Source organism: Bradyrhizobium sp. 170 (assembly GCF_023101085.1).
In the GTDB taxonomy this organism is placed as follows: Bacteria; Pseudomonadota; Alphaproteobacteria; order Rhizobiales; family Xanthobacteraceae; genus Bradyrhizobium.
In genome coordinates, this window is sequence record NZ_CP064703.1 from 3,227,829 (window position 1) to 3,248,002 (window position 20,174).

Genomic DNA, 20,174 nt, shown 5'->3' on the forward strand with positions numbered 1-20,174 from the left:
CGGCCAGGCAGTCATAGCCAGGCCGCCCAAAACGTGGCGCGAGTGCCACAGCGGCGCCGCAAAACGCTCGGTTGTGGCGCAAATCTGACGGATTCAACCCGCATCCGTAATTCTACGGCGGAACCCATGCTAGTAAGTCCCGATGGCGCCGCAGAGCGCCGGGGAATGGGGTTCGGGCGTTGCATTTTCAGTTGCCATCGTCGGCGCAGGGCCGACGCCGCCGGGATGCGGCTGCGTGCGCAGTCGCCATGTCGGCGTTTGTCGTTGGTCTATGCTTGTCGACTACCCCGGCGAATGCAGCGTGTGCGCCCGATCCGGCATCGAGTGGCCAGACCGTCACCTGCAGCGGCAACACCCCGGGCGGCTTTCAGGCCGGCGGCGGCGTCAGTAATTTGACCATCAACGTGCTACCCGGGGCGACCGTTGGCGACGGCGGCGGCGGCGCTGCGATCAGCGTCTTGGATTTCGGCAGCACGATTGCCAATAGCGGCACGTTGACGGCAGTGGCATTCAACAACGGCGTCTTCGCATTGAGTGACGACCACACCATCAACAATCTCGCGAGCGGAATCATCACCGTTGGCAATAATTCCGTGGGCATCTCCCTGAATGGAGAGCGCGGGACGATCAGCAACATCGGCACCATCACGGTGGGCGATTTTGGTGCTGGCATCGACGTGTTTGGCAACGACGCAAAGATAACAAGCAGCGGCGTGATCAACGTTGGCGACATCACGGCCGGAATCTCCACGCAGGGCGACCGCGCCCTGATCACCCATTCCGGCACCATCAATGGCGGCATCGGAAGCGCCGGCGTCGCCTTTAACGGCTCGTCCGGAACGGTCAACAACAGCGGCCGCATCCTTCTCGGCGACGATGCCTTCGGCATCGTCGTGGTCGGCGATTCCAACACCATCACCAACAGCGGCACCATCACCGTCGGAGCCGGCTTCGCCGTCGGCATCGACGTCAGCAGTTTTGGCGGCAGCAATTCCATTATCAACACCGGAACGATCAACATCGGCGCGAACGCAACTGGCATTCTTCTCAGCGGCACCGGCAGCGTCTTCAATTCGGGCACGATCAACGCCGCGACCGGTTTCGCGGCGATCCAATTCTGCGGCTGCGGCGTGGCCAATGTGCTGACTCTCGGCCCCGGCAGCGTCATCAACGGCTTCGTGCTCGGCACCGGCATCGACACGTTTCAGCTTGGCGGCACGGGCAAAGACACCTTCAATCTCAGCAATATCGGTTTGGCTAGTCAGTTTGACGGATTCTCGACTTTCAACAAGGTCGACAGCTCTAACTGGATGGTCATCGGTTTCGGTAACAACCTGAACTGGAACGTTCTTGGCGGCACGCTCACGGTCAACGGCGTCATCAGCCAGGTGATGGTCAATGCCGGAGGCACACTCGCCGGCACCGGCATTGTTAGCGATACCTGGATCAACAGCGGCGGTGTCTTGCAGCCCGGCAATGGCGCGGCAGGTTCATCTCTGACGATCTCCGGCAGTCTCGCATTCCAGTCCGGTGCCCTGTATCTGGTGCAGCTCAATTCCACGTCGTCGTCTTACGTCAGCGTGGCGGGCGTTGCCGCGCTGAACGGCCGTGTCGGCGCGTCGGTGGCGCCGGGCACCAACGTGCAGAAGCAATACACCATACTAACGGCCGGAACCGGCGTGACCGGCAGCTTCACCGGCGTCGACACCACGGGTCTTGCTAGCAGCTTGGTCCCGACTCTCAGCTACGACACCAACAACGTTTACCTGAACTTCGCGCTGAATTACGGCGGCGGCCTCAATGTCAACCAGCAGAATGTCGCCAACACGCTGACCAATTTCTTCAGCACCACCGGCGGCCTTCCGGTCGGCTTCGCCTCGCTCTCGCCGGCCGGCCTGACGCAGGTCTCCGGCGAACTGGCTACGGGATCGCAGCAGGCGACCTTTGACGCCATGAACCTGTTCCTGTCGCTCATGTCAGATCCGTTCGTGGCGGGCCGCAATGGCGGCTTCGGCGGCAATGCCGGTGCGATCCCGTTCGCCGAGGAGAGCGCGCTTGGCTATGCCGCGAAGAAGCCCCGCGTGACCCGCGACGCCTTTGCCAAATTCCCGACCAAAGCCGATATCGCGCGCAACGACCTGTTCGATCAGCGCTGGAGCGTCTGGGGCGCAGCCTTCGGCGGCGGCAGCAACACCTCAGGCAATGCCGCGCTCGGATCGAACGACGCGACCGCGCGCGCGTTCGGTTTTGCTGTTGGCGCCGACTATCGTCTCTCGCGCGATACGCTGGCCGGATTTGCACTCGCCGGCGGCGGCACCAATTTCAGCGTCTCGGGCTTCGGCTCGGGGCGTTCGGACCTGTTCCAGGCCGGCGCCTTCGTTCGCCACAACATCGGCGCGGCTTACATCACCGCCGCGGCGGCTTATGGCTGGCAGGATGTGACGACCGAGCGCACGGTCACGGTTGCTGGCTTCGAGCGCCTGCGCGCCCAGTTCAATGCCAATGCGTATTCCGGCCGCATCGAGGGCGGCTACCGTTATCTGACGCCGTGGATGGGCATCACGCCCTATGCCGCCGGGCAATTTACCACTTACAGCCTGCCGGCCTATGCCGAGCAAGTGCTGGCGGGCGCCGGCACCTTTGCGCTGAACTATGCCGCCAAGGACGTCACGGCCTCGCGCACCGAACTCGGCGTGCGCACCGACAAATCCTTTGCCGTGTCGAGCGGCATCCTGACGCTACGCGGCCGCGCCGCCTGGGCGCATGATTTCAACACCGACCGCAACGTCACGGCCTTGTTCCAGACGCTGCCGGGCGCGGCCTTCGTCGTCAACGGCGCGGCGCAGGCGCACGACTCGTCGCTGGTGACAGGCGCGGCCGAGATGAAATGGCTAAACGGCTGGTCAGCCGCCGCTATCTTCGAAGGCCAGTTCTCCAGCGTTACCAATTCCTACGCTGGCAAGGGTATTGTGCGCTATGCGTGGTGAACCTCCGTGCTAAGGTGATGAAAAATCACCGGGAGGATCTTTCGTGCGCGCTGCCATTTTCCGCAACGGGGAAATTGTCGTCGACGAGATGCCTGAGCCCAAACCGGGGCCCGGCATGGTGCTGGTGAAGTCGCTGGCTTGCGGCATCTGCGGTTCCGACCTGCACGCGCGCAAGCACGCGCACCGTATGGTGGAACTGGCAAAACATTTTCCCGGCCGCAAGCCGATGGACCTTTCGCGCGACGTCGTGTTCGGCCATGAATTCTGCTGCGAGGTGCTCGACTATGGTCCGGGCACGACGCAGAAGTTGAAGCCCGGCACCAAAGTCTGTTCGCTGCCGGCGCTTTTGACTGCCGAAGGCCCGCAGGGCATCGGTTATTCCAACGACAATGTCGGCGCCTATGCCGAGCGCATGCTGCTCAGCGAAGCCTTGCTGCTGGAAGTTCCGAACGGCCTCGCGGCCGAGCACGCCGCGCTGACCGAGCCGCTGGCGGTCGGTGTGCACGCGGTAGCAAAAGCCAATATCAAAGGCGGCGAGGTGCCGCTGGTGATCGGCTGCGGGCCGGTCGGGCTCGCCGTCGTCGCGGCGCTGAAGATCAGGGGATTGCACCCGATCGTTGCCGCCGACTATTCGCCGGCGCGCCGCGCGCTCGCCGAAAAGCTCGGCGCCGATGTGGTCGTCGACCCAGCGCGTACGCAACCTTATGCGACGTGGGCCGAGCACGCCCAGATGTCGCCGGAGGAAAAAGCCGCGCGCCCGCCGCTGCAGGCGCTGCTGCCGGCGCTGAAGCCTGCGCTGATTTTCGAATGCGTCGGCGTACCCGGCCTGATCCAGCAGGTGTTCGAGGGCGCGCCGCGCGATGCCCGCATCGTCGTGGTCGGCGTCTGCATGGAAACCGACCGCTCCGAACCGATGCTCGGCATCTTGAAAGAGCTCAACGTTCAGTACGTGCTGGGCTACACGCCGGAGGAATTCGCGTATTCCTTGCGCCTGATCGCGGAAGGGCAGGTCGATGCGGCCTCGATGGTGACCGCCAGCGTCGGCATCGACGGCGTCGCAAAAGCGTTCGCCGATCTCGCCAATCCGGAAGCGCACACCAAGATCATCGTCGAGCCGTGGCGGTGAACAGCAGCGTAGGGTGGGCAAAGGCGCGTGAGCGCCGTGCCCACCATCTATCCGCATTCTCGTTGTAATGGTGGGCACGCTTCGCTTTGCCCACCCTACGGACCGTCACTGCGCCGCCCGATGCCTTGGATATTCAAGCTGCATCGCGACGAAGTCGGTCGTGCGCGTCCCATAGCGGGCCGTAATTCCCTTCAGCGCGTTGTCCAGCGCTTCCGCTGGTTTCCTGTTCTCAACAGACGGCAGCAGACGTTCCGCGGGCCAATTCGTCGCGACCTCATCGGGCAGGATACGAATGCCGTTGCGGCTTTGCTGGGCGCCGGGGGTGCGCGCGAACGTCACCGCCTGTGACCGATAGGTCCGCGACCACGCATCAGTGACCAGCGCCAGCGACACCTCGTCGACGCCTTCCTTGAGCTCGATGCCGAGCCGCTCGTGCGCCCAGAACGCCGCCGTATTGCCGATCGCCGTCAGCGCAAACGGCCGCGTGAACTTGAACTCATCGCTCTCGTGGCGCGCGTCCCAATCGGCCAGGCCGAGATCCCGGCCAACCGTCTTGGCCTTGTCGCGTCCGGCGATCGCCTCGATCAGCGTCAGCGACATCGGCATCGACGCCGTGATGCCGGTGGTCGTCGCAACGCCGTCATCGACCACCAGCCGCCGGTTCTCGACGTAGCGCATCGTGGGATGCTTGCCGCGCATCTCCTTGACGGAATACCAGTGCGTGGTCGCCCGCTTGCCATGCAGCAGTCCGGCGTCGCCGACCACCTTGGCGCCGGCGCAGACGCCGATGATGATCGCCTTCTTGGCCGACTGGCTCCTGATCCATTGCAGCGCCGCCGGATCGTCGTCGCGGCTCATGGCGGGGACGATGACATAGTCGGCGCCATCGGGATGTTGCGCGTCGAACTCGGCGATGGTCGTCTGCGGCTCGACCTTGAGCGTCGGAAACAGCGTCATGGGGCCGGGCGCCGTCGCCAGCGTCACGACATCGGCGACATCGGCGCGCGTGAGGATGCCGTAGGGCATCAGGTAGTCGGTGGTTTCGGTCGCATTGTTAATGCCGATGATGGCGATCAGCGGGCGCTGCCGCTTCGGCGGCTTCAGCGCCGCGACCGTCGCATCGCGCTCGTCCTGCGCGATCGCGGGTGGAGCAGCGACTGAAGGCGCCGGAGGCAGCGAGAAAATCCAGGCTCCGCCGATCGCGGCGAGAAGTGCGACTGCGCCTATCGCGCTCCACAATACGCGTCGCGAATTCATGGTTTGCTGGCTCGCGTCTCACTCATTTCAATCGACTCCCGTTCTACTGCCGCGATGATCTGTCTGAAATGACGTAAATCCGGCGAAAACGGCCATCGAAAACGGCTACGCGTCATGGAACCGCGGCGGCTGGTTCCGCCACGCCAGCCCTGTTCACGCTCACACACCATCAACAGCAATCGATGCAGGCCGGATCCTCCCGGTTTGCGGGAATGTCCATCCGGTGCGGCGGCCATTGTCTGATGCCGGGCGACGCCGCAGCTTTGCAGGCAAGCATCACGGCCTCTGGACAAGGAGGGCTTCATGCCATCGGACAGACGTATGTTTTTGAGCGCAGGCCTCGGCGTCACCGCCGCGCTCGCTTCGCGCGCGAGTGGGCTCGCGACATCGGCGCCAGCGGTCTCACTCGAAAGCCCGCCGCTTCCTGGCAATGTCAGCCTTGATGCGGACGCTCGTGCCGCAACGGCCCATGATTTTGGCCGTCTCATTCACAGGCAACCGCGCGGCGTACTCAGGCCCGCATCGGGTGCCGACATTGCGAGCCTGTTGCGCTGGGCCAAGGGCGAGGGCGTCAAGGTGGCGGCACGCGGGCTGGGTCATTCGATCTATGGCCGCGCCCTGGTCGAGAACGGCATCGTGGTCGATATGGGCGCAATGGGCTCGATCCACGATGTCAAGCCGGATTGTGTCGTGGTCGACGCCGGAGCGTCGTGGAGAGATCTGTTTGAGGCGACATTGGCGCAGGGACTTACACCGCCGGTGTTGACCAACTATCTCGGCCTCTCGGTCGGCGGAACGGTCGCGGTGGGCGGCATTGGAGCCGCGTCATCCCGCCATGGCATGCAAACCGACAACGTCATCGCGCTGGACGTAGTGACGGGCGAGGGGCATGAGCTGAGTTGCTCGGCGACTGAGAATCCGGATCTCTTTAACGCCGTCCGCGCCGGCCTCGGCCAATGCGGCATCGTCACGCGGGCGACGCTGCGCCTGGTGCGCGCGCCCGAGCGTGTCAGGCGCTTTCAGCTCTTCTACCGCGATTTGCCGTCACTGACGGCGGACCAGCGGCGCGTGCTGAGGGAAGGGCGCTTCGACCAGTTGCAAGGCGCTGTTCTTCCCGATGGAAGCGGCGGTTGGCGGTATCAGCTCGACGGTGCAGTATATCACGCGAGCGGTTCGGCACCCGACGACAAGGCCGTGCTTTCCGGATTGTCGGATGAGCGCGGCGCTGCGGTCATCGCCGACCTGACCTATCGCGAGGATGCCCTGGCGTTCGGAAAGTTCGAAAGTCTGCTGCGGTCGAAAGGCCAGTGGTCCAACCCGCAGCCCTGGCTCTTGACGTTCCTGCGCGGCAGCAACGCCGAACGGCTCGCCAGCGCCATACTGGCCGGACTGAGGGGCGATGCTGTCGGCCCGTTCGGGCGGATAACCTTCTATCCTCTGCTCAAAAAAGCGTTTCGCACGCCGCTGGTTCGCCTGCCGGAGGAAGACATGGTCTTTGTCTTCAATCTCATTCGCATCCCGGCATCGAACGATGCGGCGGCGGCGGAGCGGATGGTCGCGGAAAATCGCACGCTGTACGATCGCATTCGAGAAGCCGGCGGCGTTCAGTATCCGGTCGGCGCCTTCGCCATGTCGCCTTTCGACTGGGAGATTCACTTCGGCTCAGGCTGGCCGCAGCTTCGGGAGGCCAAGCAGCGCCATGATCCCGGCCATCTGCTGGCGCCCGGCTACAACGTGTTCTGATGCGCCAGTGTTTTGCGAGGTGCTAAAGCAGATCGGTCTTCAGGCTGCTCGCCAGAAAATCCACGAACCGCCGGACGCGTTCCAGCGGCGCCCGTGTCGGCGGCCAGACGAGCTGGATCGGCATTCCCTCGGTTTCAAATTCCGGCAGCACGATCGCAAGCGCGCCCTGTGCGACGAGATCGCCGACCTGCCATAGCGGCAGCCGGGCAAGGCCTGTGCCTTCGCTCGCGGCAGCGCGGATTGAAGCGGCGCTGTTCGAACGGAGGCGGCCGTGCACCTTGACCGACTGGACGCGGCCGTCGATGCGAAACGGCCATTTGTCGATCACATCAGTGCCGGCCCGCAGGATGCAGGCACGCTGTTCGAGATCGTCTGGATGTTTCGGCCGGCCATGTTCGGCGAAATAGGATGGCGCGCCAACGACGACGACGCGCAGCGTATGCAACCGCCGAGCAATCAAGGTCTCATCGGTGGAGTCGCCGATCCGCACAGCAATGTCGAGGCCGTCCGCCACGAGATCCACCTGTTCGTCGGAAGCCCGAAGTTCGATCTCCACGTTGGGATAGAGCTTTAAAAAGCGGCTCGCAATCGGCGCCACGTAGGATGAGGCAAACAGAATCGGCGCCCCGACTTTCAACGACCCGGAAGTTTCGCCGCGTAGATTGGCTGCCTCGGCCCGCGCTTCGATGATCTCCGCAACCGCCGGCTTGATGCGCTCATAGAACACACGCCCGGCTTCGGTCGGTTCCGATCGCCGCGTGGTGCGTTTGACGAGTTCGACGCCGAGGGCGCGCTCCAGCGCCATCAGCGATCGGTTGAGCGACTGCAACGGGCGCCGAAGGTGACGCGAGGCCGCCGCCTGGCTGCCCTTCTCGATGACAGCCAGAAAAGCTTCGAGATCGTCCAACCGTTCCAATTCGATATACCGCTTCTGATATACCGCCCTTCGGCAAGGTGTGTCGTACGTTGCGCAATTACAAGGCGCGCGAGCCTTGGTGCGAACTGATTTGCTGCGCGCGCAAGCGCAACTTCACATAGCAGCCTGCGACATGATGGCACGACGGGCAAATCACTCAAAACCTGTCCAGCCCCTCGCGCAAAAACATTCTGCTTTCGTTCTCACGCAAATCAGTCGCATAACTCCGCTTGTCTCACGGCGGATGAGGGGCGCTCGCGAACGTCACGAACGCGCTGTGAGATGCGGTGGACGCTGAGGGCGCGATAGACGTACGCGCCGGAAGTGTACGGCGAAGTCGTGTGGTTCGGGCGCCGCGGTGCTGGCGCTAAGTCCGGGAGAGGCGAAACTTCTCTCGTGGCGACGGAGGCAATAAAGCCGTTCTCCGGGAAGAGCACGAAGTAAGCCGTAAAGCCATTGCGCAGGGAAGGCCGGAGTGTTCCCGCTGCCCTGTATGCTCGTGTGCATTTTCTTTAGCGCAGATCGCACGCGAGACCGCGGGTGCAGCAAGCACCCGGTCTTCCCTGCGCCCTCTGTTTTCGAAGAGGGCAAACGAAGATGCAAACCTCGGGCGCAATGCGTCGCGAGATCGCGAAGGTGCGTCACCTACCTGAATCGAATCCGAAATCATTTCGTCGTCCCTGCGAAAGCAGGGACCCATAACCACCGGCCGAAGTTGTTTTGTGAGGTCGTAGTTGTCTTGTCTTTTCCAGCAACAACGGCCGCGGAGTATGGGTCCCTGCTTTCGCAGGGACGACGGCAATTCACACCGGCAGCGCGATCGAGTACTTCACCTGGCTCAGCGCAAAGCTCGACTCGATCGAGGCGATGCCGTCGAGCCGCGTCAGCTTGTTCTTCAGGAACGCTTCGTAGGAGGAAAGGTCAGCGGCGACGACGCGCAAGAGATAGTCGCGGTTGCCTGTCATCAGATAGCATTCCAGCACCTCGTCCCATTTCGAAATCGCTTTCGCGAAACGATTCAGATCCTCCTCCTTCTGCCGCGCCAGCTTGATCGAGATGAAGACGCTGACATGGAGCCCCAACGATTTCTGGTCGACGGTCGCGATGTAGCGCGTGATGACGCCGCGCTCTTCCAGCAGCTTCACACGGCGATGGCAGGGCGACACCGAGAGCCCGACCTTGTCGGAGAGTTCCTGCATGGTCATGCGGCTGTCGGCCTGCAGCAGGGCGAGGATCTTGCGGTCGATGGCGTCGAGAGCCGGCATTGGGATGAACTCATGGTTTGGATGGTAATCGTGGTATTTTATCCCAATATTGGACGGTATGTCGCGAGGATTTGAGAAATTTGGTACCGGCACGCCCGTTAAAATCGGCGCATACTGACCCTGTCCGGAGCATGGCCATGCCCATCGAACCCGCACGCCTTGAATTGCTGTCCGCGCTGGCGGCCAAGGTTCTCTGGCTGTCGTCGTGGACGATCCATCACGCCAACCATATCAGGCCCAATGCCGACGGGCTGAAGGTCGGCGGCCATCAGGCGTCATCGGCCTCGCTCGCCAACATCATGTCGGCGCTGTACTTCTCAGTGCTCCGTCCGCAGGACCGCGTCGCGGTGAAGCCGCATGCGAGCCCGGTGTTTCACGCTATCCAGTATCTGTTCGGGCACCAGGCCCGCGAGAAGCTTGAGAATTTCCGCGGCTACAAGGGCGCGCAGTCCTATCCCTCGCGCACCAAGGATGCCGACGACGTCGATTTCTCCACGGGCTCGGTCGGTCTCGGCGTCGCGCAAACCCTGTTCTCCTCGCTGGTGCAGGACTACGTCACCGCGCATGGCTGGATGAAGGACCGGCCCGAGGGGCGGATGATCGCGCTCGTCGGCGATGCCGAGATGGACGAGGGCAACATCTTCGAGGCGCTGCTGGAGGGCTGGAAGCACGGGCTGCGCAACACCTGGTGGGTGGTGGATTACAACCGCCAGAGCCTCGATGCCGTCGTGCGCGAAGGACTGTGGGCGAAGTTCGAATCCATGTTCCGCAATTTCGGCTGGGAGGTCGTGATCGTGAAATACGGCCGCCTGATGCAGGCGGCGTTCGCCGAGCCCGGCGGCGAGGCGCTGAAGCGCTGGATCGATAATTGCCCGAACCAGATGTATGCGGCGCTGTGCTTCCAGGGTGGCGCTGCCTTCCGCAAGCATTTGCAGGACGACATCGGCGATCAGGGACAGGTGTCGCAACTGATCGAGCGGCGCAGCGACGACGAACTGCTGGCGCTGATGTCCAATCTCGGCGGCCACGACATGGCCAGCATGATCGAGGCCTTCGAGGCGATCGATCATGATCGCCCGGTCTGCTTCATCGCCTACACCATCAAGGGTGTCGGCCTGCCGATGCAGGGCCACAAGGACAACCACGCGGGCCTGATGACGGTTGCGCAGATGGAGAAGTGGCGTACCGCGCAGAATATCCGACCCGGCCATGAATGGGACAAGTTCGAAGGCCTGTCCCTGGCGCCGGCCGAGCTCGAAGCATTTTTGGCGGCAGCGCCGTTCAATCAGGATGGCCGCCGCCGTCTCACCGCGCCCGTGATCGACGTTCCGCAACAGCTCGCCTTCAAGCCCGCGGCGCAGATGTCTACCCAACAGGGATTTGGGCTGGTGCTGAACGAACTCGCGCGCGGCGACAGCGAACTGGCCGCGCGGATCGTCACCGCGTCGCCCGATGTCACCGTATCAACCAATCTCGGCGCCTGGGTCAACCGCCGCGGCTTGTTTGCCAAGGCCGAGAACCACGATCTGTTCCGGCAGGAGAAAATCCCCTCGACCTTCAACTGGGATTATTCGCCCAAGGGTCAGCATCTGGAACTCGGCATTGCCGAGATGAACCTGTTCATCATGCTCTCGGCGCTCGGGCTGTCACATGCGATCAATGGCGAACGGCTGCTTCCGGTTGGCACGCTGTACGATCCCTTCATCGAGCGCGGCCTCGATGCGCTGAACTATGCCTGCTACCAGGATGCGCGTTTCATGGTGGTGGCGACGCCGTCGGGCATCACGCTGGCGCCGGAAGGCGGCGCGCATCAATCGATCGCGACGCCTTTGATCGGCATGGCGCAGGACGGCCTGGCCTCGTTCGAGCCGGCCTTCGTCGATGAACTCGCCGTGATCATGGGATGGGGTTTTCGCCACATGCAGCGCGAAGGCGGCGAGGGCGGTTCGGTCTATTTGCGGCTTTCGACCCGAACGCTCGACCAGCCGCAGCGCATCATGGCGCCGGACCTGCAAAGCGGCATCACCGAGGGCGCCTACTGGCTGCGCGAGCCGGGGCCGAATTGCGACATCGTGATCGCTTATACCGGCGCGGTCGCACCGGAGGCGATCGAGGCGGTGGGCTTCATCGGAGAAAGCCACCGCGATGTCGGTTTACTGGCGGTAACCTCGGCCGACCGGCTGCATGGTGGATGGTCCGCCGCGCGGAATTTGCGGCGCGACCGCCGTGGCATCCAGTATCTCAGCCATGTCGAAAAGCTGCTGGCGCCGTTGCCGCGCGACTGCGGCATCGTGACCGTGATCGACGGCCATCCGGCGGCGCTGGGCTGGCTCGGCAGCGTGCGCGGCCACCGCCTCGAGGCGCTCGGCGTCGAGCAGTTCGGCCAGACCGGTACAATCGGCGACCTCTACCGCCACTATGGCATCGACGCCAACGCCATCATCGATGCCGCGGAAAGCCTGACCGTCGGGGCGCCGGTGCGGCACCGGAAGACGGCGGTGTAGGTGTAGCGGTAAAGGGAGGTGTAACAGTATGTGTCGTCCCTGCGAACGCAGGGACCCATAACCACAGGGAGTAGTTGTTAAAGGAAGTCTGCCCGCGTGCCCCCAGATAGGCCGCAGCGTATGGGCCCCTGCGTTCGTGTTCGGTCCCGTGAGGGAGGCACCTTGCCACACCCACGCCCCCGCCCTTATATCCAGCGCCTGCCGCATCGCGGCACCCCGCATATGGCGGGTTCAACTGCCCTGGCTTTCGTGCAAGGATGCTGCCGAACGCTACCCGTTCCCCCTCCATTGCTCCGAGATAAAGAGGTTTCCGATGGTCAATCGCATGCAATTCTACATCGATGGCGCCTGGGTCGATCCCGCCGTCAAGAAATCCACCCCCGTCGTCAATCCGGCGACCGAAGAAGCGATGTACGAAGTTGCGCTCGGCTCGAAGGCCGACCTCGACAAGGCCGTTGCCGCCGCCAAGCGCGCCTTCGTGACCTACTCGCAGACCAGCCGCGAAGAGCGCATCGCGCTGCTGGAAAAGATCATCGAGGTCTACAAGGGCCGCATGAAGGAGATCGGCGCCGCCGTCTCCGACGAGATGGGCGCGCCGCTGCCGATGGCCGAACGCCTGCAGGCCGGCGCTGGCCTTGGCCACATCGCTTCCACGCTGGAAGTGCTCAAGAACTATCATTTCGAGGAAAACGTCGGCACTGCCGTCGTGGTGCGTGAGCCGGTCGGCGTCATCGGCATGATCACGCCCTGGAACTGGCCGCTCAACCAGATCGCCTGCAAGGTCGCACCCGCGCTCGCCGCCGGCTGCACCATGATCCTCAAGCCCTCGGAATTCACGCCGACCTCGGCGTTGATCTTCGCTGAAATCCTGCATGAAGCGGGCGTGCCGAAGGGCGTGTTCAACCTCGTCAACGGCCTCGGCCCTGAAGTCGGCGCCGCGATGGCCGAGCATCCCGACATCGACATGATCTCGTTCACCGGCTCGACCCGCGCCGGCGTCGACGTCGCCAAGCGCGCGGCCCCGACCGTGAAGCGCGTCAGCCAGGAACTGGGCGGCAAGTCGCCGAACGTCATCCTCGAAGGCGCCGACCTCACCAAGGCCGTCACCGGTGGCGTGATGCACATGTTCAACAACTCCGGCCAGTCGTGCAACGCGCCGTCGCGTATGATCGTGCCGTTGTCGAAGATGAAGGAAGTGGCCGCGATCGCCAAGGGCGTCGCCGACAAGACCAAGGCGGGCGATCCCCGCGCCGAAGGCACCACCATCGGTCCGGTCGTGTCGCGCATCCAGTGGGACAAGATCCAGGCGCTGATCAAGAAGGGCATCGATGAAGGTGCAACCTTGGTCACCGGTGGTCCCGGCCTGCCGGAAGGCGTCAACAAGGGCTTCTATGTCCGCCCGACCATCTTCGCCGACGTCACCAACGACATGACGATCGCCCGCGAGGAAATCTTCGGACCGGTGCTGACCATCCTCGGCGCCAAGGATGAAGCCGATGCGGTGAAGATCGCCAACGACACGCCCTATGGTCTGGCCGGTTACGTCAGCGGCGACACCGTTGAAAGCGCGCGTCGCGTAGCCAAACAGATCCGCGCCGGCAACATCAACCTGCAGGGCGTGCCGAACGATCGCACCGCGCCGTTCGGCGGCTACAAGCAGTCCGGCAACGGCCGCGAGTGGGGCAAATACGGCCTCGAGGAATATCTCGAGGTGAAGGCGGTCGCCGGCTACAACGCGGCGTAAATTGATGCGGCGCTCGCGCCGATCGTGAAAGATGCCGGCCGCCGAAAAGCGGCCGGCATTTTTTTGACCAGAATCATCGTCAGGCTAAGACTCATCGATGCCGAAGCCGACGCGGCGACGATGCAACAAGAAAAGATAGAGGACGCCCATGAAGAAAATCGTCGTTGCGCTCGTCGCGCTGCTGCCGCTTGCAGGGACAGTGCAGGCCCAGACCGTCAAGGATCTGCTTGAGACCCTCAAGGCAAAGTGGAACACGCCAACCGAGCCGTTCAAGATGATCGGCAACGTCTATTATGTCGGAACCGACGGCCTGGCGTCCTACCTGATCACGTCGCCGCAGGGCCATATCCTGGTTGACACGGTGATGCCGGAGGCAACCTCGCAGATCAAGGCGAACATCGAGAAACTGGGCTTCAAGGTCACCGATATCAAATATCTCCTCAACACCCACGCGCACATCGATCACACCGGCGGCCTTGCCGAATTGAAGCAGGCCAGCGGTGGCCAACTCGTTGCCGGCGAAGCCGACAAGCCGCTGCTCGAAGGCGGCTATTATCCGGGCGCGAAGGAAGACACCGCGCTCGCGTTTCCGCCGGTGAAGGTCGATCGCACGGTGCGCGAGGGCGATAAGGTCACTGTGGGTGATGTCACGCTGACCGCCCGCGAAACGCCCGGTCATTCGCCGGGCTGCACGAGTTGGGAATTCTCCGTGAAGGATGGCGATGCAACGCGCTCAGTGCTCATCTTCTGCAGCGGCACCGTGGCGCTGAACCGGCTTGTGACCAACCCGACCTATTCCGGCATCGTTACCGATTACCGGAAGACGTTCGCGCGGGCTAGGGACATGAAGGTGGATGTGCTGCTCGCGCCGCACCCGGAAATGTACAGGATGCAGGACAAGCGCGCCATGCTCTCGGATGGTGCGCCCAATCCGTTCGTCAATCCCGGTGAGTTCAACGCCTATGCCGCGACGCTTGAGAAGGCGTTCGAAGACGCGCTCGTCAAGCAGACCGCCGCCGCGCAGGAGAAGAAGGGGTGAAGTGGCGCTGGCAGGCGCTGGCAGGCGCTGACCTATCCGCCCGGCGCGCCTTGCGTATTCACATAGAGCGCGTAGATCGACTGGCTTGCGGCCATGAACAGGCGGTTGCGCTTCAGGCCGCCGAAGCAGAGGTTGGCGCAGCGCTCGGGTAGCGCGATACGGCCGATCATCACGCCATCGGGGGCGAACACCACGACGCCGTCGAGTTCGGGATCGCCCATGCCCCATCCGCACCACAGATTGCCATCGATGTCGCAGCGCATGCCGTCCGGCGTGCCGGGGCCGGCGTCGACGAGGACACGCTTGTTGGAGAGCTTGTCGCCGCTGGCCGCGACGTCGTAGGCGAGGATCTTGCGGTTCGGCACGCCGCGGGATTCGATGATGTAGAGAATCTTCTCATCCGGCGCGAAGCACAACCCGTTGGGCCCGAGAATGCCTTCGGCGACAATGGTCGCCTTGCCGGTCGCACCATCGATCCGGTAGACGTTCATGTCGATCTCGGGCTCGGCCTTGTAGCCCTCGTAATTGCCGAGCAGGCCGAACACCGGATCGGTGAACCAGATCGAACCGTCGGACTTCACGACAACGTCGTTCGGTGAGTTCAGCCGCTTGCCATCGAAGGAGTCCATCAGCACCGTGATCGATCCGTCATATTCGGTGCGGGTGATGCGGCGGCCGCCGTGTTCGCAGGTGACCAGCCGTCCCTGACGGTCGCGGGTGTTGCCGTTGGCGAAATTCGACGGCTTGCGGAAGATGCTGACCGCGCCGGTCTCCCCTTCCCATTTGAGGATGCGCTGGTTCGGAATGTCGCTGCACAGGAGATACCGCCCGTCGCCGAACCACACCGGGCCTTCGGCCCAGCGCAACCCGGTGGTCAGCCGTTCCACCGCCGACAGCTTGAGCCAATATTTTTCAAAGCGCGGATCGAGGGCTTGAATGGCCGGATCGGGGTAATACGTCGCCGGGCGCCAGCCGGCTGAATGCGATGCTGCATCGGACATTTGCTGTTCTCGTTGTTGCGTTCCCTGAGCGTTTGAGTTTGCTATCATTCCCGGCTAATGACCGCAAATCGGTCGTGAGATTAAGAGGAACGAAATGCCACGCATATTGATGACCGGCGCCGCCGGCGGAATCGGCACGAGCCTGCGTAAGCTGTTGCCGCCGATCTATCCGGACCTGCTGCTGAGCGACCTGAAGGCGCCGGCCGATCTCGGCAAGGACGAGAAGTTCAAGGCGGCCGATCTCGCCGATCTCGCCCAGGTCGAGGCGATCTGCGAAGGCGTCGACGGCATCCTGCATTTCGGCGGCTATTCGGTCGAAGGACCCTGGGACCAGATCCTGCAGGCCAACATCATCGGCGGCTACAATCTGTTCGAGGCGGCGCGGAAGAAGGGCGTCAAGCGCGTGGTGTTCGCCTCGTCGAACCATGCCGTCGGCTTCTATCCGCAGCATCACCGGATCGGCACCGACGTCACCGCGCGCCCCGACAGCCGCTACGGCGTCAGCAAGGTGTTCGGCGAGGCGGTCGGCGCGCTCTATGCAGACAAGCACGGGCTCGGCGTCACCTGTCTCAGAATCGGCAATTTCGGCGAGATGCCGCTGGACCATCGCCGCCTGTCGATCTGGCTGAAGCCGGAGGATCTGGTGCAGCTCTGTCGCATCGGGCTCGATCATCCCGATATTCACTTCGAGATCTTCTATGGCGCCTCCTATAACGAACGCGCCTGGTGGGACAACCATCGCGCCTACGAACTCGGATACCGGCCGACCGGCCGCGGAGAAGATTTCCGCGAACACGCGATGGCCGAGCAGGCCAAGCTCAAGCCGGACCCGGTCGGAGACTTCTACCAGGGCGGCACGTTCTGCAGCATGGAGTTCGACGGCGACAAGGATGGGATCGTGGATTGGAGCAAGCGCTAGCGCTTGCCCTCGTCCCCGGCAATGCGCCCGAGATAATCCGACTTGCTGTACTGCATGTGATCGACGCAGAGCTGCGCCAGTGCCCAGCTGTCGCGGCCCTTCAACAGCTCGATCATAAGTTCGTGCTGGCGGCGGGATAGCGCGAGCCCCTCCTTGTCGGCGAGATTCTTGGCGCGCACCGGCAGCGTCAGGTTCATATAGTCCTGCAGCGAGCGGACCAGATACGGGTTGCCGCAGGCGGAAAAAAGCGCGACGTGGAAGGCGTCGTTGGCCTCGTGGATGCCGCGCAAATCCTGCGCATCGGCCCTGGCGCAGTATTGCCGCTGCAATTCGTTCAACTGCTCGATCAGGCCGGCGGGAGCGGGGAGTGCGATCATCAACGCCGCCTGCCGCGTCAGCATTTCCCGGACCTCGTAGATCTGGCGGACCTCCTCGGCCGAATAGAACCGCACCGTGGCGCCGATGTTTTTCTCGCGCAGCACGATGCCCTGGCGTTCGAGCTGGAACAGCGCCTGCCGCACGAAGTGCCGGCTGGCGCCATAGCGCTGCATCAGCGTATCCTCGACCAGCCGCGAACCCGGTGCGAAGCGGCCGAAGATGATGTCCTCTTCCAGTCGGCGGATGACCTCCGCCTGTTCCTCCTCGCGCGTCAGCGCGGAAGTCTCGGTCGATGATTCCTGCGGCTTCATCGCAAAGCCTCCCAGCCCGACACCCGATAGCAATCCTCGACCAGGCGCAAGGTCTCGAGATTGTCCTGCGGTGCCGTCTCGAAGGGCGAGACGTCGCGGAGCGATTTCACGAAATGCGCGATCGTCCGGTTATAGGAACCTTGATACTCGGTGGCGAGATCGTAGATGCGCTCGCCGGGCGATGCGCCCGAGCATGTCAGCGACGGTCCGTCGAGTCTGATCGCACCCTTATCGCCGAGAATTTCCAGCCGGTCGACTTGCACCGCCGGATGGCCGTGGGCGGCGAAGCTTGCAAAGACCGAAACTGCGGCGCCGTTTCCGCAGCGAAGCTGGATCGCCGCGCCGTCCTCGCCGACGAGTTGCTCACTCGAACGGGAGAGTTGCGCCGCCGTCACGCGGAGCGGCCCGAGCAGCATGCGCAGCGTATCGAGATGATGGATCAAGACTTCCGCGACGAGCATGCGCCGTTCACGCCGCATGAAGGGCTGCCGCTCCAGCGCCGGGCAGAGCCCGTCCGGCCCGGGCAATACGCCCGACGTCAGCAGCGTCAGCTGCGCCTGCTTGACGTTGCCGATGCGACCCTCGCGCAGCCATGCCGCGGCATCCCGGTAATAGCCGCGAAAGCGCCAGTTCTCATGCACCATCAGGCGCGTCGAACCCTCGACCTCGGCAGCGAGCTCGACGGCCTCCTGCAGGTTGGGCGCGAGCGGCTTCTGGCAAAGCACCGGCAGCCGGTGTTTGGCGGCGAGGCGCACCAATGGCGCGTGCATTTCCCGGGGCGCAGCGATATCGATGGCGTCGAGTTCGCATTCCGCCAGCATCGCCTCGGCGCTGGCCCAGGTCTGCGGGATTTCGAACTCGCTCGCGCGTCGCGCGGCGTTTTCGCTGGAGGGATCGGCTACCGCAACGACGCGGGCTTGATCTGATATGCTCGCCCAGGCGATGAGATGATGACGGCTCACCATGCCGGCGCCGATCAGGCCAATTCGCAATGGGTTCATGGACAGACGGTTCCGATCATGGCCGGAAGTCAGCACGCACTCGTATTATTGTCAATAATATCGCATTGAGTGCAGCAAAATGAGCCGAATATGCGCCAGATAATCAAGCATTGACAATAATTCGGCGGACTCCTTAAGTGCCACCCGCAACGACAGGAAGAAAAAATGGCCGACGGACTTCGCAAGGGACTGACGAGTTATGGCGACGCTGGCTTCTCGCTGTTCCTGCGCAAGGCCTTCATCAAGGCGATGGGTTATTCGGACGATGCGCTGAACAGGCCGATCGTCGGCATCACCAATACCTACAGCGACTACAATCCCTGTCATGGCAACGTTCCGCAGATCATCGAAGCGGTGAAGCGCGGCGTGATGCTGTCGGGCGCGATGCCGATGGTGTTCCCGACGATTTCCATCGCCGAGAGCTTTGCGTTTCCGACCTCGATGTATCTTCGCAATCTGATGGCGATGGATACCGAGGAGATGATCCGCGCGCAGCCGATGGACGCCGTGGTCGTGATCGGCGGGTGTGACAAGACCCTGCCGGCGCAGATCATGGCCGCGGTCAGCGCCGATTTGCCGACTGTCGTCATCCCTGTAGGGCCGATGGTGGTCGGGCATCACAAGGGCGAGGTGCTGGGGGCCTGCACGGATTGCCGGCGGCTGTGGGGAAAATATCGCGCTGGCGAAATTGACGACATTGAAATCGAAGCCGTCAACGGCCGGCTTGCGCCCTCAGTCGGCACCTGCATGGTGATGGGGACCGCCAGCACCATGGCGTGCATCACCGAGGCGCTCGGTCTGTCGCTGCCGATGAGCGCGACGATCCCGGCGCCGCATGCCGAGCGCTTTCGCTCGGCGGAGGCGAGCGGCAGGGTGGCGGCTGCGATGGCCAGGACAAAGGGGCCAAAGCCCAGCGAATTGTTGACCTCGGCCTCATTCCAGAACGCGCAGGTGGTGCTGCAGGCGATCGGCGGCTCGACCAACGGCCTCATTCATCTGACGGCGATCGCCAACCGCACGAAACACCGCGTCGATCTCGAAGCGTTCGACAAGCTCGGCCGCGAGGTGCCGGTGCTGATCGACCTGAAACCGTCAGGCGAGCATTACATGGAGCATTTCCATCATGCCGGCGGCGTGCCCAAACTGATGGCGCAGCTCGGTGATCTTATCGACCTCGACGCCAAAACCATCACAGGGCAAACGCTGCGCGATGTCGTCGCCGACGCCGAGGAGGTGCCGGGACAAGACGCCATCCGTCCGCGCGACAATCCGATCAAGAGCGAGGGCGCGATGGCGGTGCTGCACGGCAACCTTGCGCCGCGCGGAGCCGTCATCAAGCAATCGGCGGCAAGCCCGAAACTGCTGCAGCATACGGGGCGTGCCGTGGTGTTCGAATCCGTCGAGGACATGACGCTGCGGGTCGACGATCCCGATCTCGACGTTAACGCCGATGACGTGCTGGTGCTGCGTAATGCCGGCCCCAAGGGCGCGCCCGGGATGCCGGAGGCCGGCTATCTGCCGATCCCGAAGAAGCTCGCGCGCGGCGGCACCAAGGACATGGTGCGGATATCGGACGCGCGCATGAGCGGAACCGCGTTCGGCACCATCGTGCTGCACATCACGCCGGAAGCCGCCGTGGGCGGTCCGCTGGCGCTGGTCAGGAATGGCGACATGATCCGCCTCGATGTCGCGAAACGCAGCATCGATCTTCTGGTCGACGAGGCGGAACTGGAGAAGCGCCGCGCGGCGCTTGCGCCGGCCGTCACCCCCGAATGGGCCAAACGCGGCTACGCGCATCTGTTCAACGAGACGATTCTCCAGGCCGACGAAGGCTGCGACTTCGATTTCATGCGCGGGCAGGGCAAAGGGTAGGGAATCGGAACCGCTGTCGTCCCTTGTGAAAGCAGGGACCCATACGCCGCGCCACCAATTGTTTGGAAGACGCCAGACATCTCGCTTTTATCGATAGGACAACGCGGTATG

14 protein-coding genes are annotated in these 20,174 nt (G+C 63.4%); 8 read left to right on the top strand and 6 right to left on the bottom strand.

Annotated features, from left to right (window positions below):
- Nucleotides 1–248 precede the first annotated feature (248 nt).
- Together IVB05_RS15035 and IVB05_RS15040 are read left to right on the top strand one after the other, a co-directional pair.
- Nucleotides 249–2,987, top strand: coding sequence for an autotransporter domain-containing protein (locus tag IVB05_RS15035; RefSeq protein ID WP_247785125.1), 2,739 nt, complete (start codon nucleotides 249–251; stop codon nucleotides 2,985–2,987).
- A 43-nt stretch (nucleotides 2,988–3,030) separates the two neighbouring features.
- Nucleotides 3,031–4,113, top strand: coding sequence for a zinc-binding dehydrogenase (locus IVB05_RS15040; protein WP_247785126.1), 1,083 nt, complete (start codon nucleotides 3,031–3,033; stop codon nucleotides 4,111–4,113).
- Between the two features lie 105 nt (nucleotides 4,114–4,218).
- Here IVB05_RS15040 and IVB05_RS15045 read toward each other — a convergent pair whose 3' ends face one another.
- Nucleotides 4,219–5,370: a DJ-1/PfpI family protein gene (locus tag IVB05_RS15045; RefSeq protein WP_247785127.1), complete on the bottom strand. Its 1,152-nt coding sequence runs from the start codon at nucleotides 5,368–5,370 to the stop codon at nucleotides 4,219–4,221.
- A 303-nt stretch (nucleotides 5,371–5,673) separates the two neighbouring features.
- Between IVB05_RS15045 and IVB05_RS15050 the strand changes: the two genes are divergently transcribed.
- Nucleotides 5,674–7,113, top strand: a complete 1,440-nt coding sequence (locus IVB05_RS15050) for an FAD-binding protein (protein ID WP_247785128.1) — start codon at nucleotides 5,674–5,676, stop codon at nucleotides 7,111–7,113.
- Between the two features lie 22 nt (nucleotides 7,114–7,135).
- Here the strand turns inward: IVB05_RS15050 and IVB05_RS15055 are convergent, their stop codons facing one another.
- Entirely contained in the window at nucleotides 7,136–8,020 is an 885-nt protein-coding gene (locus IVB05_RS15055) for a LysR family transcriptional regulator (RefSeq protein WP_247785129.1), read from the bottom strand.
- A gap of 812 nt (nucleotides 8,021–8,832) precedes the next feature.
- The gene (locus IVB05_RS15060; protein ID WP_247785130.1) at nucleotides 8,833–9,294 is read right to left on the bottom strand and encodes an Lrp/AsnC family transcriptional regulator; all 462 of its coding nucleotides are present in this window, start codon (nucleotides 9,292–9,294) and stop codon (nucleotides 8,833–8,835) included.
- Nucleotides 9,295–9,431: 137 nt separating this feature from the next.
- Between IVB05_RS15060 and IVB05_RS15065 the strand changes: the two genes are divergently transcribed.
- The 3 genes from IVB05_RS15065 (at nucleotide 9,432) to bla (ending at nucleotide 14,581) form a co-directional block, all read left to right on the top strand.
- Nucleotides 9,432–11,798 (top strand): transketolase, encoded by a 2,367-nt coding sequence (locus IVB05_RS15065; RefSeq protein WP_247785131.1) that lies wholly within the window; start codon nucleotides 9,432–9,434, stop codon nucleotides 11,796–11,798.
- Nucleotides 11,799–12,111: 313 nt separating this feature from the next.
- A complete protein-coding gene (locus IVB05_RS15070; RefSeq protein ID WP_247785132.1) occupies nucleotides 12,112–13,542 on the top strand; it encodes an aldehyde dehydrogenase family protein in 1,431 nt (476 codons plus the stop codon).
- Nucleotides 13,543–13,690: 148 nt separating this feature from the next.
- Complete coding sequence (bla, locus tag IVB05_RS15075) at nucleotides 13,691–14,581, top strand: subclass B3 metallo-beta-lactamase (RefSeq protein WP_247785133.1); 891 nt, start codon at nucleotides 13,691–13,693, stop codon at nucleotides 14,579–14,581.
- Between the two features lie 32 nt (nucleotides 14,582–14,613).
- Here the strand turns inward: bla and IVB05_RS15080 are convergent, their stop codons facing one another.
- Complete coding sequence (locus IVB05_RS15080) at nucleotides 14,614–15,582, bottom strand: SMP-30/gluconolactonase/LRE family protein (RefSeq protein WP_247785134.1); 969 nt, start codon at nucleotides 15,580–15,582, stop codon at nucleotides 14,614–14,616.
- 94 nt (nucleotides 15,583–15,676) lie between these two features.
- Here IVB05_RS15080 and IVB05_RS15085 point away from each other — a divergent pair, with 94 nt between their 5' ends.
- The gene (locus IVB05_RS15085; RefSeq protein ID WP_247785135.1) at nucleotides 15,677–16,501 is read left to right on the top strand and encodes an NAD(P)-dependent oxidoreductase; all 825 of its coding nucleotides are present in this window, start codon (nucleotides 15,677–15,679) and stop codon (nucleotides 16,499–16,501) included.
- On the opposite strand, the gene IVB05_RS15090 is transcribed toward IVB05_RS15085, so the two are convergent.
- Nucleotides 16,498–17,190 (bottom strand): GntR family transcriptional regulator, encoded by a 693-nt coding sequence (locus IVB05_RS15090; protein ID WP_247785136.1) that lies wholly within the window; start codon nucleotides 17,188–17,190, stop codon nucleotides 16,498–16,500. The two genes, IVB05_RS15085 and IVB05_RS15090, sit on opposite strands and share 4 nt — an antisense overlap.
- Nucleotides 17,187–18,191: a Gfo/Idh/MocA family oxidoreductase gene (locus IVB05_RS15095; RefSeq protein WP_247785137.1), complete on the bottom strand. Its 1,005-nt coding sequence runs from the start codon at nucleotides 18,189–18,191 to the stop codon at nucleotides 17,187–17,189. Before IVB05_RS15095 ends, IVB05_RS15090 begins: the two co-directional genes overlap by 4 nt.
- 165 nt (nucleotides 18,192–18,356) lie before the next feature.
- On the opposite strand from IVB05_RS15095, the gene IVB05_RS15100 reads away from it, so the two are divergent.
- Nucleotides 18,357–20,063: an IlvD/Edd family dehydratase gene (locus IVB05_RS15100; protein ID WP_247785138.1), complete on the top strand. Its 1,707-nt coding sequence runs from the start codon at nucleotides 18,357–18,359 to the stop codon at nucleotides 20,061–20,063.
- Nucleotides 20,064–20,174 lie beyond the last annotated feature (111 nt).